Here is a 17,794-nt window from a genome sequence, read left to right as displayed (position 1 = left end):
GCCCAAGTTGCCCCGCGTTACATGACAGCTGATCGCTGCCTGACAACTAAACCGGCGCGCAACTTACCCTCGATAAACCGATCCAGCAAAACTTTTATGTCGTTGAAGGCTTATGTCGCCGTTGCCACCGGCCGCGATGGCCCGAAACGGGTGCCCATCGCGGCCTTTGGCAGCGGCTACAGCAAAGCCGCCGGGGTTACTTGCCCGACTTGATCTTGGTCCAGCTGCGGGTCAGCAGGCGCTGGGTCGCGGCCGGCAGGTCGGCGATGGCATACAGCTTGGCCATCACGTCGGCCGGTGGGTAAACGCCCGGGTCGCTGGTGATTTCCTTGTCCACCAGGGGGGTGGCCGCCGCGTTGCCGTTGGGGAAGCGCACGGCGTCGGTGATTTCGGCCATGATTTCTGGCTTCATCAGGAAGGTCATGAACTTGTAGGCGCCTTCGACGTTTTCCGCATCTTTAGGGATGGCGACCATGTCGAAGAAGCTGCCAGCACCTTCTTTGGGGATGTTGTAGTCAACTTTGACCTTGGCGCTGGACTCCGCGGCGCGGGCCTTGGCCTGGTAGATGTCGCCCGAGTAACCGATGGCCACGCAGATGTTGCCCTGGGCCAGGTCACCGATGTACTTGGAGGAGTGGAAGTAGCCGATCGATGGACGCACTTTAAGGAACAAGGCTTCGGCTTCGGCCAGTTGCTTCTTGTCCTGGCTGTCGGTCGGGTAGCCCAGGTAATGCAGGGCGGCCGGGATCATCTCGGTCGGCGAATCGAGGAAGCTGATGCCGCAGGACTTGAGCTTGGCAGCGTTTTCAGGCTTGAACACCAGGTCCCAGGAGTTGGTCGGTGCGTCGGCGCCCAGTGCGGCTTTGACCTTCTCGGCGTTATAGCCGATGCCGATCGAGCCCCACATGTACGGGAAGGCGTGGGCGTTGTTGGGGTCGCTGACCGAAACAGCCTTGAGCAGGTCAGGGTTGAGGTTTTTCCAGTTCGGCAGCTTGGATTTGTCCAGTTCCAGGTAAACGCCCGCCTTGATCTGCTTGGCCAGGAAGTTGTTGGACGGCACCACGATGTCGTAGCCGGACTTACCGGCCAGCAGCTTGGCTTCCAGGGTTTCGTTGCTGTCGAATACGTCGTAGACGACCTTGATCCCCGACTCTGCCTCGAATTTCTTGATGGTGTCCGGCGCAATGTAGTCGGACCAGTTGTAGACGTGCAGCACCTTGTCATCGGCCTGAGCTGCACCCGCCATCAGCCCCGCCAGGGACAATGCGAGGAGGGTCTTGCCTGCGTGTTTCATTCCTACTGCCTTCATGCGACATGCTCCAATTGTTCTTTTAATCCACATTCTTGTTCACCAAGAGCCGGTGGCCAACGCCTGGGCGACTCGAACGGTGGGTAGTCTGGCAAGATCCAAGGCAGGCTTTCAAGAAAAAGACCCTCCTTCAACTTGCTCTGGGCCAGGCGCGACGAGCGCCCCTGGCCCAGAGACTAGCACTTAGCCATGTAACGCACTCAGGGTCAGGTCCAGGCACAGGCGCGCCTTGGCTACCAACTCATCGATCTCGGCCAGGCTGATGACCAGCGGCGGCGCGATAATCATGGTGTCGCCCACGGCGCGCATAATCAGGCCGTTATCGAAGCAGAACTGCCGGCAGATCATGCCCACGCCCTTGCCCTCATAGCGCGCACGGGTGGCCTTGTCCTTGACCAGCTCGATGGCCCCCAGCAAACCCACCCCGCGAACTTCGCCCACCAACGGGTGATCGTTGAGTTCACGCAAACGCTTTTGCAAGTACGGTGCCGTTTCGCTGTGCACGCGCTCGATAATTTTCTCGTCGCGCAGAATGCGGATGTTTTCCAGGGCCACGGCTGCGGCAACCGGGTGGCCGGAATAGGTGAAGCCATGGTTGAAGTCGCCGCCCTCGTTGAGCACCGCCACCACTTCGTCGCGCACGATCAGGCCACCCATGGGGATGTAGCCGGAGGTCAGGCCCTTGGCGATGGTCATCATGTCGGGCTTGAGGCCGTAGAAATCGCTACCGAACCACTCACCGGTGCGGCCGAAACCACAGATCACCTCGTCGGCAACGAACAGGATGTCGTACTTGGCGAGGATTTCCTTGATGCGCGGCCAGTAGGTTTCTGGCGGCACGATCACCCCGCCCGCGCCCTGGATCGGCTCGGCGATGAAGGCGCCGACGTTATCGACACCGACTTCGAGGATTTTCTCTTCCAGTTGGTTGGCCGCCCACACGCCGAACTCTTCGGCGCTCATGTCGCCACCTTCACCGAACCAATAAGGCTGCGGGATGTGGACGATGCCCGGGATCGGCAAGTCGCCCTGCTCATGCATGTAGGTCATGCCGCCCAGGCTGGCGCCGGCGACGGTGGAGCCGTGGTAGCCGTTGATGCGGCTGATGATGGTTTTCTTGTTCGGCTGGCCCTTGATCGCCCAGTAATGGCGGACCATGCGCAGCATGGTGTCGTTGCCTTCGGAGCCCGAGCCGGTGAAGAACACGTGCTTCATACCTTGCGGGGCGATATCGGCGATGACCTTGGCCAACTCCAGCACGGGCGGGTGAGCGGTCTGGAAGAACAGGTTGTAGTACGGCAGTTCACGCATCTGTTTGCTGGCCGCATCGGCCAGTTCATCGCGACCGTAGCCGATGGCCACGCACCACAGGCCGGCCATGCCGTCCAGGATCTTGTTGCCTTCACTGTCCCACAGGTAAACGCCCTTGGCGTTGGTGATGATGCGCGGGCCTTTCTCTTTCAATTGCTTGAAATCGCTGAACGGCGCCAGGTGATGGTCGTTGCTCAGGGCTTGCCATTCACGGGTTTGCGGGTTGTTGCTGGTCATACCAATCTCCTAATGGTTCCAAGTGAGCGCGTGGCGCCTGGGCACCACGCCCGGCGTATCAGACGGCGAAGAGCAGGAACTCCCTTTCCCACGAACTGATGACGCGCTTGAAGTTTTCATGCTCGGCCCGCTTGACCGCGACGTAGCCGGTGATGAATTTGTGGCCCAGGTACTTCTCGATGGTCTTGCTGTTTTCCATGCGCTCCAGGGCGTCTTCGATGGTCAGCGGCAGGCGCAGGTTGCGTCGCTCGTAGCCACGGCCCACCACGGGCGCGCTGGGGTTGAGCCCTTCGACCATGCCGATGAAGCCGCATAACAGGCTCGCGGCAATCGCCAGGTAGGGGTTGGCGTCGGCGCCCGGCAAGCGGTTTTCCACGCGACGGTTCTGCGGGCCGGCATCCGGCACACGCAGGCCCACGGTGCGGTTTTCTTCGCCCCACTCCACGTTCACCGGCGCCGAGGTATCGGGCAGGAAGCGGCGGAACGAGTTGACGTTGGGCGCGAACAGCGGCAGCAGCTCGGGGATGAACTTCTGCAGGCCGCCGATGTGGTGCAGGAACAGCTGGCTCATGCTGCCGTCTTCGTTGGAGAACACGTTCTTGCCGGTCTCCAGGTCGATGATGCTCTGGTGCAGGTGCATGGCGCTGCCGGGCTCGCCGGTCATGGGCTTGGCCATGAAGGTGGCGGCCACATCGTGCTTGAGCGCCGCCTCGCGCATGGTGCGCTTGAACACCAGGATCTGGTCGGCCAGGGACAGGGCATCGCCGTGACGGAAGTTGATTTCCATCTGCGCCGTGCCGTCCTCGTGGATCAAGGTATCGAGGTCCAGGTCCTGCAACTCGCACCAGTCGTAGACGTCTTCAAACAACGGGTCGAATTCGTTGGCCGCTTCTATAGAGAAGGACTGACGACCGGTTTCCGGGCGCCCGGAGCGGCCCACGGGCGGCTGCAACGGGTAGTCGGGGTCGTCGCTGCGCTTGGTCAGGTAGAACTCCATTTCCGGCGCCACGATCGGCTGCCAGCCCTTGTCGGCATAGAGTTTCAGGACTTTCTTGAGCACGTTGCGCGGCGACAGCTCGATGGGGTTGCCTTGCTTGTCGTAGGTGTCGTGGATCACCTGGGCGGTGGGCTCGACGGCCCAGGGCACGACAAACACCGCGTTCTGGTCGGGGCGGCAGATCATGTCGATGTCCGCCGGGTCCAGCAGTTCGTAATAGATGTCGTCTTCGACGTAGTCGCCCGTTACGGTTTGCAGCAGGACACTCTCGGGCAGGCGCATGCCTTTTTCGGCGATGAACTTGTTGGTCGGCGAGATCTTGCCCCGGGTGATCCCGGTCAGGTCGCTAATCATGCATTCGACTTCTGTGATCTTGTGGTCTTTCAACCAATCGGTGAGCTGGTCGAGGTTGTTACTCATAAATGCCTCTGGGCTGAGTGTCCTGACTTCTTATTAAGTCAGGCGTTGTTTGACGCATCGGCGTCGCGTTGTATCGAACGCTGGCGGCAGGCCTCGCCAAAGGCCTGGAAGATGGCGAGGTAGTCGGGGTTGGAGCTTACCTGCCATTCGGGGTGCCACTGCACACCTAAAGCAAAAGCCTTGCCTTGCACGACCGAAAAAGCCTCGATCAGGCCATCCGGCGCGGTGGCCTCGGCCCGCAACCCAGGCGCCAGATGCTGCACACCCTGGCTGTGGATCGAGTTGACCTGGATCTGCCCCGGCAGGCCCAGCCCTGCCAACACGCCCCCCGGCACAATGCTCACCGCGTGTGCGGGGCCGTACTGCACGTCCACGGGTTGGCTGTCGTCTTCGCGGTGGTCGAGCATGCCCGGCACTTCGTGCACCTTCTGGTACAGGCTACCGCCAAAGGCCACGTTCATTTCCTGGAAGCCACGGCAAATCCCCAGCACCGGTACGCCCGCGGCGATGGCCGCGCGGATCAAGGGCAAGGTGGTGGCGTCGCGTGCAGGATCATGAGCAGTGCCAGGCTCACTGGCCGGCCCGCGGTAATGAAAAGGTTCGACGTTGGAGGGTGAGCCGGTAAAGAGGAGACCGTCCAGACCGTCAAGAATATCGGTCGGTTCGAGCAGGGGCCCGAGGGACGGGATAATCAATGGCAAGCCCTTGGCAGCAGTGGCCACTGCCCGGACGTACTTATCGCCACTGATGTGATAAGCATGCAGACCGACCTGTTTGGAGCAGGCCGTGACGCCGATTAAGGGCAGGCGAGCCATGTAGCACCCCGGTATTATTGCTGTTATGGGTTTGAATCGAGCTTAGCCTTGTTCATTTTTTTACACAACACCCCCGTAAAAAATACAACACGGCCCGCTCAAGCCCGCGAAGGACCAGCGCCATAACGGCAAAAAAATGCCCCGATTTGCCCCTAAAATGGCCTGCTAGCGCTTTTTTAGGGCACAAAAGGCCTCGCTTGACTTCGGCATGCCGTTCGGGTTGACTGGAATCCAAAGAGATCAATGATTGATATTTTTAACAACAAAGGTGTTGCATCATGTCGGTACCCCCGCGTGCCGTTCAGCTTAACGAAGCGAACGCGTTCCTTAAGGAACATCCTGAGGTTCTGTACGTTGACCTTCTGATTGCGGATATGAATGGTGTGGTGCGCGGCAAGCGCATCGAACGCACCAGCCTCCACAAGGTTTACGAGAAAGGCATCAACCTGCCGGCCTCCCTTTTTGCCCTGGATATCAACGGCTCTACGGTGGAAAGCACCGGCCTTGGCCTGGACATCGGTGATGCTGACCGAATCTGTTATCCAATCCCCGACACCCTGTGCAATGAACCCTGGCAGAAGCGCCCTACCGCGCAACTGTTGATGACCATGCACGAACTCGAAGGCGAGCCGTTCTTCGCCGACCCGCGTGAAGTATTGCGTCAGGTCGTGGCCAAGTTCGACGAGTTGGGCCTGACCATCTGCGCCGCATTCGAGCTGGAGTTCTACCTGATCGACCAGGAGAACGTGAACGGCCGCCCCCAACCGCCACGCTCACCGATTTCCGGCAAGCGCCCGCACTCGACACAGGTCTACCTGATCGACGACCTCGACGAATACGTCGATTGCTTGCAGGACATTCTCGAAGGCGCCAAAGAGCAAGGCATCCCCGCCGACGCCATCGTCAAGGAAAGTGCCCCAGCGCAGTTCGAGGTGAACCTGCACCACGTCGCCGACCCGATCAAGGCCTGCGACTACGCCGTCCTGCTCAAGCGCCTCATCAAGAACATCGCCTACGACCATGAAATGGACACCACCTTCATGGCCAAGCCCTACCCGGGCCAGGCTGGCAATGGTTTGCACGTCCACATTTCGATCCTGGACAAAGATGGCAAGAACATCTTCGCCAGCGAGGATCCCGAGCAGAACGCCGCACTGCGTCACGCGATCGGCGGTGTGCTGGAGACCCTGCCCGCGCAAATGGCTTTCCTGTGCCCCAACGTCAACTCCTACCGCCGCTTCGGTGCACAGTTCTATGTGCCGAACGCGCCGTGCTGGGGCCTGGATAACCGCACCGTGGCCGTGCGCGTGCCCACCGGTTCCGCCGACGCGGTACGCTTGGAACACCGCGTGGCCGGCGCCGACGCCAACCCTTACCTGCTGATGGCTTCGGTTTTGGCGGGTGTGCACCACGGCTTGACCAACAAGATCGAGCCTGGCGCACCGGTGGAAGGCAACAGCTACGAGCAGAACGAACAAAGCCTGCCGAACAACCTGCGCGATGCCTTGCGCGAGTTGGATGACAGCGAAGTAATGGCCAAGTACATCGACCCTAAGTACATCGATATCTTCGTCGCCTGTAAGGAAAGCGAGCTGGAGGAGTTCGAACACTCCATCTCCGACCTCGAATACAACTGGTACTTGCACACCGTGTAAGCGCTGGCGCTCAAAAACAACGCCGCAGGCCCATGGCCCGCGGCGTTTTTTTGTGCCCACGGAATGCGCGCGCTCATGTAGGACAGAACCACCACGTCATCACGTACAATGCCCGCAGCCTTGCAGGAGATTTCGATGACCCGCCCCGCCACTCCCCGTAAACCCCGCACCAGCAGCCAGGCGCGGATCGACTCCATCCTCGATGCCGCCCGCACGCTACTGGCCGCCGAGGGCGTGGCCAACCTGTCGATCTATGGCGTGGCGAAACTGGCGGGTATTCCGGCCTCTTCGGTCTATCACTTTTTCGCCAGCGTCCCGGCGCTGCTCGAAGCCTTGACCGCCGATATCCACGCCGCATTCCGCGCGGCCCTGCAAGCGCCCATCGACCACGCTCCGCTCAAGGGCTGGCACGACCTCTCGCGCCTGGTGGAGCAACGCATGCTGGACATCTACGACCAGGACGCCGCCGCCCGCCAATTGATCCTCGCCCAGCACGGCCTCACCGAAGTCACCCAGGCCGACCGCCAGCACGACATCGAGCTGGGCGACCTGATGCACAAGTTGTTCGACCACCACTTCCAACTGCCCCGGCTACCCGATGACGTTGACGTCTTCGCCCTGGCCATGGAACTGGGCGACCGCGTCTACGCCCGCTCGGTGCAGCAACACGGGCAAATCACCCCGCGCATGGCCGAGGAAGGCATGCGGGTGTTCGACGCTTATTTGGGGTTGTATCTGCCGCCCTATTTGCCCAAGCGCGAACACCCGATCTGAGGCCTAGGCAGCCATGCGCTGCGCGCCAATGGCCGACAGCGCAAACGCCAAGGCCGCACCCTCGAGCTGCTGCCCATAGTGCTCGCGCAGCTGCGGTTCCCAACCGATGACCTCGTCCAACAGGTCGCTAGCCTGCTGCGGTGCCAGGCCAAAATGCGCGGCGTGGCTGAGCAGGTTGCCGCGGTTGATGACCCGCCCTTCGCGCCCCACCGCCATCGACAAGTACGCGGGCGAACTGCCGTCCATGCTCGGCACCACGTCGTACATCGGCGCCAGGCGCCAACCTTGCCCCAACCAAAGCACCGCGTGGTTCTTTGGATGATCGTCGTCGTTGCCCACCAGGGCGTTGAAGCACATGCGCTTGAACAACTCATGCCGGTCCTCATCCGGCGCGCCCCGGCGCTGTAGCTCATTGGCCAAGGCGCCATACACCCAGGCGCTGTGGTCAGCGCCATGCCAATCGGCATCGAGCAACGTCAGGGCGCTCAACATAGGAATGCGGCGGCCGCTGTCGGCGGGCGGCAGGCGATCGAAGCGCTTGACCAGCAAGGTCGATGGCTGGCCCGCATACAGCGCTGTGCGCGCCACATTCAGGCCCTTGAGGGCTGCGAAGGTCATGCACGCGTGTTCCAGCGCCGGTACATCGCAACTGTCATAGCGGTCGCGAGGCTTGACCAGCATCAACACCCCCTGATCTTGCAAGGTCCGCTTGGGCCGAGCCCCGCCCAGGGACGAACGCTGCTTGCGCATCTTCAACGTAGCGATGGCTTCGTCGTCCAACTGGTTGTCGAAAATCGCCTCGGCAGCTTCTATGAATGGTGCCAGCCCCTTGAGGCTCGGCAACGGCTCGCGGCCCAGGCCGGGCGGCGGATGGCGTGTCGTGCCCACCATCAAGTTGCCCGCGCGGTCGTTGTTGGGCGACTTGAGCAGATAATCGATCGGCGCCAGTTCGGCTCGCGCAATATCACGCAGCACCCGTTCGCCCCACCCGTCAGGCATGGCGTCGTTGATAAAACCGGGCACGCCCTGGTTTTTCGTGATGGCACTGAAGGGCTCCTCACGCAGCGGGTAGCGAATCGGGTCCGGCACCCAGCCCTGGGTGGCGACGTAGTCGGGGTCGTAGACGAACTCGCCCTGCCCCTGGCTGAGGGTCAAACGCCCGAGGGTCAGCACGTCGCCCGTTTGCGGGTGCTCCATGTAAATGTATGCGCGCCCCATCAGAATTCCCCCTTCGGCTTGGGTAACCGCACCCGCACGGCGGCACGCGGATCATGGACCTGAAATTGCGACGAAGACGCCAACTGCTCGAGGCTGCGGAACACTTCGCCGGTCAGCCCCAAATGCCAAAGCACCAGCATGAATGAGCGCAACTCCACCGAGGGGTCGCCAGACTCGATCTTGCGCAAACTGCGCTCGGAAACCCCCAACGCCCGCGCAAGATCCTTCTGGCGCTGCTTGGTTTGTAGGCGACGGCTTTTTACCAAAAGCCCGATGGCGTGCAGGTTATCGCTGCATTCGATGGGAAAAAACTCAGTCATAAAGCGCGCCTCAGTGCCTCTAAAAACCCTTAAGACGCACCCTAGCACCGATTAACCCTAAATAAAATACTCATAAAGCGCACTTTAAGGCTCTTTATATTGATTAATGGGCATTAAAACGCCCTTTAAAAGCAAATAACCTCCCATAAAAAACCCCGAAGGGCTCACGCCGTCCGGGGCCGTGCCTGGCGCATGGATCACAACTTGGCGATGGAAACCTCGGTGGATTTAACAAAAGCGATCACCTCGCTGCCGATCACCAGTTCCAGCTCTTTGACCGAGCGAGTGGTGATGACGGAAGTGACGATGCCGGAAGCGGTTTGCACGTCGATTTCCGACAACACATCGCCTTCGACAATTTCCTTGATGGTGCCTTTGAACTGGTTGCGCACGTTGATGGCTTTAATGGTCATGGTGTTGCTCCTAGGGTCGGTATTGAGTGGCGAGCGGCAAGCTTCAAGCGGCAAGTCAAAGCAAAAGCGCTTCCTCTTGAAGCTTGCAGCTCAACACTTGCAACTGCCTTCATTGCGCCCAACGCAGTTGCGTGGGCAGGGGTGACACGGGTTCTGGTTCGGGCGGGCTGCCGGGCAGCGACAGCACGCGGTTAAGCACTTCGGTTTCCAGGGTGGCCAGGCGATGGGAGCCGCGGACCCGGGGGCGTGGCAGTTCCACGACAAGGTCCAGGCCGACTTCGCCGTCTTCGATCAGGATCACCCGGTCGGCGATGGCCACGGCCTCGCTGACATCGTGGGTCACCAGCAGCACGGTGAAGCCGTGTTGCTGCCAGAGGCGTTCGATCAGTTGCTGCATCTCGATGCGGGTCAGGGCGTCCAGCGCGCCCAGCGGCTCGTCGAGCAGCAGCAGGCGCGGTTGATGGATCAGCGCGCGGGCCAGGGCCACCCGTTGTTTCTGGCCCCCGGACAGCGCCGCCGGCCATTCCTCGGCGCGGTCGGCAAGGCCTACCGCGTCGAGGGCCTCCAAGGCCTTGGCGCGCCAGTTGCCCGTGAGCCCCAGGCCCACGTTGTCGATGACTTTTTTCCAGGGCAGCAAACGCGCCTCTTGGAACATCAGCCGCGTGTCGTCGCGGGCCGCGCTCAGCGGCGCGGAGCCGGCGAGCAGTTCGCCGCCGCTGGGCAGGTCGAGGCCGGCGAGCAGGCGCAGCAAGGTGCTCTTGCCGCAGCCGCTGCGCCCCACCACCGCGACAAATTGCCCGGCCGGGATATGCAGGTCGATTTCGCGCAGCACCTGGCGCGCGCCGAAGGTTTTTTGCAGCTTGCGCACCGCCAGCGGAATACCGCGCAGCAGGCGCGGCGGTTGTTGAGCGGTCATGCCGCACCTCCCTTGGCCACTTGATAGGCCGGGTGCCAGCGCAGCCACACGCGCTCCAGGCCACGGGCCGCGAGGTCGGCGAGTTTGCCGAGCACCGCGTAAAGGACGATGGCCAGCACCACCACATCGGTTTGCAGGAATTCGCGGGCGTTCATCGCCAGGTAGCCGATGCCGGAGCTGGCGGAAATGGTCTCGGCCACGATCAACGTCAACCACATAAAGCCCAGGGCAAAGCGCACGCCCACCAGAATCGACGGCAAAGCGCCGGGCAGGATCACCTGGCGGAACAGGCCGAACCCGGACAACCCGTAGCTGCGCGCCATTTCCACCAGCGCCGGGTCGACGTTGCGGATGCCGTGGTAGGTATTGAGGTAGATCGGGAACAGCGTGCCCAGGGCGACCAGGAAAATCTTCGCCGACTCATCGATGCCGAACCACAGGATCACCAACGGGATCAACGCCAGGTGCGGCACGTTGCGGATCATTTGCACCGAACTGTCCAGCAGGCGTTCGCCCCACTTCGACAGGCCGGTGATAAAGCCCAGGGCCAGGCCGATACCGCCGCCGATGACGAACCCCAAGCCCGCACGCCAGCCGCTGATCGCCAGGTGCTGCCAGATATCGCCGCTGCGCACCAACTCAACGCCTGCGCCAATCACCGCGCTCGGCGCGGGCAGAATCCGCGTAGACAGCCACCCCGCCGACACCGACAACTGCCACACCGCCAGCAGCAGCACCGGCAGCAACCAGGGCGCCAGGCTGTGGATAAGTTTGTTGTTCATGACCACGCCTCAGCTCTGGGACGCGGCTTTGGGGAGGATGTCGTTGGCCACCATCTCACCGAACGGGCTCACGTAGCCGCCGGTTTTCGGCACCTCGGGGCGTTCCACATCCAAGTGCGGGAACAACAGCTCGGCCACGCGGTACGACTCTTCCAGGTGCGGGTAGCCAGAGAAAATAAAGGTGTCGATGCCCAGCGCCGCGTATTCCTTGACCCGCGCCGCCACGGTCGGGCCATCGCCCACCAGCGCCGTGCCGGCACCGCCGCGCACCAGGCCCACGCCCGCCCACAGGTTGGGGCTGACCTCCAGGTTGTCGCGGCTGCCGCCGTGCAGCGCGGCCATGCGTTGCTGGCCCACCGAGTCGAAGCGCGCCAGAGACGCCTGGGCACGGGCGATGGTGTCTTCGTCCAGGTGGGAGATGAGTTTGTCGGCGGCTTTCCAGGCCTCTTCGTTGGTTTCCCGCACGATCACATGCAAGCGGATACCGAAGCGCACGGTGCGCCCCAGCTTGGCGGCCTTGGCGCGCACTTGCTCGATTTTTTCCGCCACGGCTGCCGGCGGTTCGCCCCAGGTCAGGACCATTTCCACCTGCTCGGCGGCCAAGTCCTGGGCCGCCTCCGAGGAACCGCCAAAGTACAGCGGCGGGCGCGGTTGCTGGATCGGCGGGTAGAGCAATTTGGCGCCTTTGACGCTGATGTGCTGGCCGTCGTAGTCCACGGTTTCGCCTTCGAGTACGCGGCGCCAGATGCGGGTGAACTCCACCGAGGCCTGGTAGCGCTCTTCGTGGCTGAGGAATAAGCCATCGCCGGCCAATTCTTCCGGGTCGCCGCCCGTCACCAAGTTGAACAACGCCCGGCCGCCGGACAAACGGTCCAGGGTCGCGGCCTGACGCGCCGCCACCGTCGGCGAAATGATCCCCGGGCGCAGGGCCACGAGGAATTTCAGCCGCTGGGTCACCGGGATCAGCGACGCGGCCACCAGCCAGGAGTCCTCGCAGGACCGCCCGGTGGGAATCAGCACGCCACCAAAGCCCAGGCGATCGGCCGCTTGCGCAACCTGCTGCAAGTAACCGTGATCCACGGCGCGAGCGCCTTCGGCGGTGCCAAGGTAATGGCCGTCGCCGTGGGTAGGCAGGAACCAGAAAATATTGAGGCTCATGGAGTGGTCTCCTAAGGAAGGCGAATTAAGGCGCTGTGGCCACGGCCGCGGGCGGCGTCCAGATCACGTCTTTGATGGTCAGCGGTTTGGGGATCAGCTTGAGCTGGTAGAAGGCGTCGGCGATTTTCTGTTGCGCGGCGACCACCTCGGGGGTGAGGAACAACGCACCGTAGCCCTGGCGCTTGACCGACGTCAGGGTGATGTCGGCCGGCAGGCCCAACAGCGGCGCGACTTGCTGGGTCACCTCTTCAGGGTTGGCCTTGGACCATTCGCCCACGGCGCGCACTTCTTCGACCAGGGCCTTTATCACGTGCGGGTGTTTTTCGGTGTAAGGCTTGGTGGCCAGGTAGAACTGGTGGTTATCGACGATGCCGCTGCCGTCACGCAGGGTGCGCGCTTGCAGTTGCTGCTCGGCGGCAGCCTGGTACGGGTCCCAGATCACCCAGGCGTCGACACTGCCCCGCTCGAACGCGGCGCGGGCATCGGCGGGCGGCAGGAACACGGTCTGGATATCGGTGTACTTGAGGCCCGAATCCGCCAGGGCGCGCACCAGCAGGTAATGCACGTTGGAGCCTTTGTTGAGCACCACTTTCTTGCCCTTGAGGTCTTGCACCGATTGGATCGGCGAGCCCTTGGGCACCAGGATGGCTTCGCTGGTGGGGGCTGGCGGCTCGTAGGCGACGTAGAGCAAGTCGGCGCCGGCAGCCTGGGCGAACACGGGTGGGGTTTCGCCGGTCACGCCAAAGTCGATAGAGCCCACGTTAAGCCCTTCGAGCAATTGCGGGCCGCCGGGGAATTCGGTCCAGTGCACCTCGACGCCTTGGGCGGCGAGGCGTTTTTCCAGGGTGCCCTTGGCTTTGAGCAGCACCAGGGTGCCGTACTTCTGATAGCCAATACGCAGGGTTTCGCCCGCTTGGGCTTGAACGATGGCGCCGAAGGACACAGCCGCAGCGAACAGCGCGACCAGACCGCGACGCAAAATTACAGGGCGCATGGCGCTCTCCTATTTGCGGTTGGGTAGTGGTTGCGCCTGCTGAGCCGTTAGCGGCCAAGTAAGGCGAGGTAAAGCGGTATTGGGTAAGGCTCAAATGCTCCAGCGAGCACTCAACAAACGTTCATTCAGCAACCGCGGGTCAAGGGGCTTGGGCCGCCGCGCCAGGGCGCTGTAGAACTGCTCCAGGGCCTCGTGCAAGCGTTTTTCCAGCACCGGCACCAGTTGCGGCTGGGCGCTGCCTTCGCCGTAGGCGATCTGGCTGTCCTCGGCAAAGATGCCGTGGAGCATCTCTTGGGCCTTGAGCGCCGACAGCACCGGTTTGAGCGCGTAATCCACCGCCAGCATGTGGGCGATGCTGCCGCCGGTGGCCATGGGCAGCACCACTTTGTGGCTCAGGGCGCGTTCGGGCAGCAGGTCCAGGATGGTCTTGAGCGCACCGGCGAACGAGGCCTTGTACACCGGCGTGGCAATCAGCAAGCCATCGGCATTTTCAATCTGTTGCAGCAGGTCGATGACCTTGGGGCTGTCGAACCGCGCGTGGAGCAAGTCTTCGGCCGCAAAGTCGCGCACCTGATAACTCACCACCTCCACGCCCTGTTGCTGCAGCCAGCGTTTGGAGAGATCCAGCAGCACTCCGGAACGGGAGCGTTGGCTGGGGCTGCCACCGATAGAGACGACCAGCATGCAGATAATTCCTCAGGGTTATGGCGATTCGCCGTGGGCGATCTCGCTGCGATGGACAGACCTTAACAGGTGTTTTTTATATCCATAAATCATATTTATTCATTTGTTTATTCTTTAAATGAGTATGCAAATGGCTTTCTACCCCCCATAAAAAAAGGCCGCGTAAACGGCCTGAAATCCCCTGCTTTGTGGATAAGTTCACCCCCACCTGGCGTCCAGCTCAGCGGTTAGGCTGCGGCGTCAGGCGCAGGTACGGCTTCACTGCGCGGTAGCCCTTGGGAAAGCGCTTCTTGATTTCGTCTTCGTCCTTGAGCGAGGGCACGATCACCACCTCGTCGCCGTCCTGCCAATTGGCCGGGGTGGCGACTTTGTAGTGGTCGGTCAGTTGCAGCGAGTCGATCACCCGCAGGATTTCGTGGAAGTTGCGCCCGGTGCTGGCTGGGTAGGTGATGGTCAGGCGAATCTTTTTATTCGGGTCGATGACGAACAGCGAGCGCACGGTCAGGGTGTCGCTGGCGTTGGGGTGGATCAGGTCATAAAGGTCGGAAACCTTGCGGTCGGCATCGGCCAGGATCGGGAAGTTGACGATCGTGTTCTGCGTCTCGTTGATGTCCTCGATCCAGCGGTGGTGCGAGTCCACCGGGTCCACGGACAAGGCAATGGCCTTGACGCCGCGCTGGGCGAATTCGTCCTTGAGCTTGGCGGTGAAACCCAGCTCTGTGGTGCACACCGGGGTGAAGTCCGCCGGGTGGGAAAACAGCACGCCCCAGCTATCGCCCAGCCACTCGTGGAAGCGGATGGTGCCGGCGCTGGAATCCTGTTCAAAGTCGGGGGCGATATCGCCGAGTCGAAGGCTCATGGTGGTGCTCCTGGTGAGTGCGGTTTGAGCCTACTGTGCCTGCCAGGGAATTTATTTAAAAAGAATAAATATCGATTTATTTAGATCATAAAAGAATATTAAAAGGTGGCCAGAACGGCCCGACGTCCACGCGCCATCCGCCCGCGAAACAGGCTGGCAGGGTTGGGAGAAAGAGGCGGGAGAGCAAGTGAAACGCCCCGCCCGGCATAGCGCCGGGCGGGGGTTTTGAAGCGGGGTTACAGAATCGGCAGGGTGTAGCTGACGATCAGACGGTTTTCGTCTTGGTTACGCGCCACGTCGGAACGCAGGGAAGCGTTTTTCCACGCCAGGCCCACGCCCTTGAACGTACCTTCGGGCACCACGTAGCCGAGGTTGAAGTCGCGTTCCCACTCGCCCTTGTCGCCGGCCGAGGTCGCCACGTTGTCGCCCTTGAGGTAGATCACAGAAGTGGTCAGGCCAGGCACGCCGATAGCGGCGAAGTCATAGGCGTACTGAGCCAGCCAGGTGCGCTCGCCGGCACGCTGGAACTTGCCGATCTGGGAGTCGGTAATCAGGTAGGCCGAAGCACCGTCACCCTGGTTCAGGAACGGGAAGTCGCTGGTGCCGTTGACGCGCTGGTAGCCGGCGCTGACCGCGTGGCCTTGCAGGCTATAGGTGAACTTGGCGCTCCAGGTACGGTTGTCCACTTCACCACCGTTGTTCTGGTAGCCGCTGGAACGGTAGCCGGCCAAGCGACCTTCCTGGTTGCCGTTCTTGCCGTCGGAGCTGCTATTGAAGTAACGCAGGTCGCTCTTGATCGCGCCCACTGGCAGTGCCCAGTTGTGGGTCAGGCCCAGGAAGTGCTGTTTGTAGAAATCTTCCAGGTTGCCGTAGTAGTACTGGGCAGTCAGGTCTTTGGTGATTTTGTAGTCACCACCGGCGAAGTAGAACTCGTTGCTGCGCTTGTTCGAGGTCTTGGTGGTGGTGGCGCCGTTGGAGCCCGCGATGGTCAGCGAGTCGTTGTTGGTCGAGTTACGACCTTTGGCGTGTTCCAACTTACCGCCGACCAGGGTCAGGTTCTCGATGTCGTTGGAGGTGATCTGGCCACCCTCGAAGGTCTGCGGCAGCAGGCGACCATCGTTGGAAGTCACCACCGGCAGTTTTGGCAGCAGGGTGCCCAGGCGCAGTTCAGTCTTGGACACCTTGACCTTGGCGGTCAGGCCCAGGCTGCTGAAATCGTCCACGGCACGGCCGTCGCTGTCACTTGGGAACACCAGGCCGCCCTTGCCCGCGCTGTTGGCGTTGTAGTGCGTGCCCTTGCCCGAATCGAGCTTGACGCCGTACAGGCCGATGGCGTCCACACCAAAGCCCACAGTGCCTTGGGTGTAGCCGGAAGCGAAGTTGAAGATGAAACCTTGGCCCCATTCTTCCTGCTTGGAAGGATTGGCGGTGCCATCACGGTTATCTGAGTTGATGTAGAAGTTGCGGGCAGTGATGCTCGCCTTGCTGTCTTCGATAAAACCGGCGGCGCCAGCTTGCTGTGCCAACACCCCAACGGCAACAGCCAGGGCCAACGTGGACTTGTTCATGTTTCGCTCCTCTCGTTTCTAATTCTTGTGTTCTTTGGTCCTGGGTCTGAAGCCCGGGATCCACAGATGCGCGATTAGCGCCAGACCGTGACTGATAAGTCAATCGTAACCACTTATGTCTACGACCAAGGTCTAACCGCTGCCAATTCGCCCCTAGGGTAATGAGTTTTTCATAAACCCAAAAAGAATTGTTTCGTTCTTTTTCATACCTTTCAGGAATAAAGCAAAACGGGCCGAATAAAAGCGTATCGGCACATAAGCTAATTCTTAAAAGATATTTATTAGACGTTTTTTAGATCGCTTAGCTTTGACGTAAATCAATTCCGTCAAAAAAGGCGCGCCATCATGGCCAAACCCGTCGTTCTGAGTCAATTTGCCACCCTTTTCGCCTCCCTGGCCGTGGCGTTTGCCGCCCATGCCGCCGACCTCACCGTGGGCTATCAAACCGGCATCGACCCCAGCAAAGTCCCCCAGGCCGATGGCCTGTATGAAAAAACCACCGGCCAGGTGATCGACTGGCGCCGCTTCAACAGCGGCCCGGAGGTGGTCGCAGCCATTGCCTCGGGGGATGTGCAGATCGGCAACCTGGGCTCCAGCCCCCTGGCCGCCGCCGCGTCACGCAATGTGCCGATCGTCACCTTTCTAGTGGCGGCGCAGATCAACGCCGCCGAGGCCCTGGTGGTGCGCAACGGCAGCGGCATCGACAAACCCCAAGACCTGATCGGCAAGACCATCGCCACGCCGTTCGTGTCCACCTCCCACTACAGCCTGCTCGGCGCCCTCAAGCATTGGGGCCTGAGCACCTCGCAAGTAAAAGTGGTGAACCTGCAACCGGCGCAGATTGCCGCAGCCTGGAAGCGCGGCGACATCGACGGCGCGTTCGTTTGGTCGCCGGCCCTGGGGGAAATCCGCAAAAACGGCAAGACCCTGACCGACGCCGCCCAAGTCGGCCAATGGGGCGCACCGACGTTTGAGGTGTGGGTGGCGCGCAAGGATTACGCCGAGAAGCACCCCGAGGTGATTGCCCAATTCGCCAAAGTGACCCTGGATGCGTTCGCTGACTATGCAGCGAACAAAGCCACCTGGACGGCCGAATCGGTGCCTGTACAAAAAATCGCCAAACTGACCGGCGCCAACGCCGCCGACATCCCTGAACTGCTCGCCGGCTCCACCTTCCCCGACGCCCAGGCGCAAAAAAGCAGCGCGCTGCTGGACGGCGGCACGGCCAAGGCAATTGGCGAAACGGCCAGGTTTCTCAAGGAACAAGGCAAGGTCGAAACGGTGCTGCCCGACTATGGGCCGTATGTGAGTGCGAAGTTCATCGCGCATTGAGGGGCAATCGGCCTCTAGGGGCGCGAGCCTGC

Annotated in this window: 17 protein-coding genes; 3 read left to right on the top strand and 14 right to left on the bottom strand. The window is 61.5% G+C overall.

Features of this window, described 5'->3' with window-relative positions; all coding sequences use genetic code 11:
- Positions 1–196: 196 nt before the first annotated feature.
- From AC19YT_RS13535 to AC19YT_RS13520, 4 genes are all read right to left on the bottom strand, one after another.
- Positions 197–1,294 carry a polyamine ABC transporter substrate-binding protein gene (locus AC19YT_RS13535; RefSeq protein ID WP_095108753.1) on the bottom strand — a complete coding sequence of 366 codons (1,098 nt, stop codon included), beginning with the start codon at positions 1,292–1,294 and terminating at the stop codon, positions 197–199.
- Between the two features lie 198 nt (positions 1,295–1,492).
- Positions 1,493–2,857 carry an aspartate aminotransferase family protein gene (locus tag AC19YT_RS13530; protein WP_500610441.1) on the bottom strand — a complete coding sequence of 455 codons (1,365 nt, stop codon included), beginning with the start codon at positions 2,855–2,857 and terminating at the stop codon, positions 1,493–1,495.
- 58 nt (positions 2,858–2,915) lie between these two features.
- Complete coding sequence (locus AC19YT_RS13525; protein WP_095108751.1) at positions 2,916–4,274, bottom strand: glutamine synthetase family protein; 1,359 nt, start codon at positions 4,272–4,274, stop codon at positions 2,916–2,918.
- Between the two features lie 38 nt (positions 4,275–4,312).
- Positions 4,313–5,089 carry a gamma-glutamyl-gamma-aminobutyrate hydrolase family protein gene (locus tag AC19YT_RS13520; RefSeq protein WP_095108750.1) on the bottom strand — a complete coding sequence of 259 codons (777 nt, stop codon included), beginning with the start codon at positions 5,087–5,089 and terminating at the stop codon, positions 4,313–4,315.
- Between the two features lie 278 nt (positions 5,090–5,367).
- On the opposite strand from AC19YT_RS13520, the gene AC19YT_RS13515 reads away from it, so the two are divergent.
- Positions 5,368–6,744: a glutamine synthetase family protein gene (locus AC19YT_RS13515; RefSeq protein ID WP_095108749.1), complete on the top strand. Its 1,377-nt coding sequence runs from the start codon at positions 5,368–5,370 to the stop codon at positions 6,742–6,744.
- A 135-nt stretch (positions 6,745–6,879) separates the two neighbouring features.
- Positions 6,880–7,518, top strand: coding sequence for a TetR/AcrR family transcriptional regulator (locus AC19YT_RS13510; RefSeq protein ID WP_095108748.1), 639 nt, complete (start codon positions 6,880–6,882; stop codon positions 7,516–7,518).
- A gap of 3 nt (positions 7,519–7,521) precedes the next feature.
- Here AC19YT_RS13510 and AC19YT_RS13505 read toward each other — a convergent pair whose 3' ends face one another.
- From AC19YT_RS13505 to AC19YT_RS13460, 10 genes are all read right to left on the bottom strand, one after another.
- Complete coding sequence (locus AC19YT_RS13505) at positions 7,522–8,736, bottom strand: type II toxin-antitoxin system HipA family toxin (RefSeq protein ID WP_095108747.1); 1,215 nt, start codon at positions 8,734–8,736, stop codon at positions 7,522–7,524.
- On the bottom strand, positions 8,736–9,056 hold the full coding sequence (locus AC19YT_RS13500; protein ID WP_095108746.1) for a helix-turn-helix domain-containing protein: 321 nt from the start codon (positions 9,054–9,056) through the stop codon (positions 8,736–8,738). Before AC19YT_RS13500 ends, AC19YT_RS13505 begins: the two co-directional genes overlap by 1 nt.
- 197 nt (positions 9,057–9,253) lie before the next feature.
- Entirely contained in the window at positions 9,254–9,469 is a 216-nt protein-coding gene (locus AC19YT_RS13495; protein ID WP_003213899.1) for a TOBE domain-containing protein, read from the bottom strand.
- 109 nt (positions 9,470–9,578) lie between these two features.
- Positions 9,579–10,385 carry an aliphatic sulfonates ABC transporter ATP-binding protein gene (gene ssuB / locus AC19YT_RS13490; protein WP_095108745.1) on the bottom strand — a complete coding sequence of 269 codons (807 nt, stop codon included), beginning with the start codon at positions 10,383–10,385 and terminating at the stop codon, positions 9,579–9,581.
- Positions 10,382–11,167 carry an aliphatic sulfonate ABC transporter permease SsuC gene (gene ssuC, locus AC19YT_RS13485; RefSeq protein WP_095108744.1) on the bottom strand — a complete coding sequence of 262 codons (786 nt, stop codon included), beginning with the start codon at positions 11,165–11,167 and terminating at the stop codon, positions 10,382–10,384. Before ssuC ends, ssuB begins: the two co-directional genes overlap by 4 nt.
- A 9-nt stretch (positions 11,168–11,176) precedes the next feature.
- Positions 11,177–12,325: an FMNH2-dependent alkanesulfonate monooxygenase gene (gene ssuD, locus AC19YT_RS13480; RefSeq protein ID WP_095108743.1), complete on the bottom strand. Its 1,149-nt coding sequence runs from the start codon at positions 12,323–12,325 to the stop codon at positions 11,177–11,179.
- Between the two features lie 25 nt (positions 12,326–12,350).
- Positions 12,351–13,319: a sulfonate ABC transporter substrate-binding protein gene (locus tag AC19YT_RS13475; RefSeq protein WP_500598490.1), complete on the bottom strand. Its 969-nt coding sequence runs from the start codon at positions 13,317–13,319 to the stop codon at positions 12,351–12,353.
- A 90-nt stretch (positions 13,320–13,409) separates the two neighbouring features.
- A complete protein-coding gene (gene ssuE, locus AC19YT_RS13470; protein WP_500598489.1) occupies positions 13,410–14,003 on the bottom strand; it encodes an NADPH-dependent FMN reductase in 594 nt (197 codons plus the stop codon).
- A 220-nt stretch (positions 14,004–14,223) separates the two neighbouring features.
- On the bottom strand, positions 14,224–14,862 hold the full coding sequence (locus tag AC19YT_RS13465; protein WP_095108740.1) for a peroxiredoxin: 639 nt from the start codon (positions 14,860–14,862) through the stop codon (positions 14,224–14,226).
- Positions 14,863–15,098: 236 nt separating this feature from the next.
- Positions 15,099–16,430 carry an OprD family porin gene (locus AC19YT_RS13460; protein WP_095108739.1) on the bottom strand — a complete coding sequence of 444 codons (1,332 nt, stop codon included), beginning with the start codon at positions 16,428–16,430 and terminating at the stop codon, positions 15,099–15,101.
- Positions 16,431–16,775: 345 nt separating this feature from the next.
- Between AC19YT_RS13460 and tauA the strand changes: the two genes are divergently transcribed.
- On the top strand, positions 16,776–17,762 hold the full coding sequence (tauA, locus tag AC19YT_RS13455; RefSeq protein WP_500610440.1) for a taurine ABC transporter substrate-binding protein: 987 nt from the start codon (positions 16,776–16,778) through the stop codon (positions 17,760–17,762).
- Positions 17,763–17,794 lie beyond the last annotated feature (32 nt).

This window comes from Pseudomonas sp. MF08875 (assembly GCF_059862525.1).
Note: the sequence above shows the minus strand (reverse complement) of the source record. Positions and strands in the feature narration are given on the sequence as shown.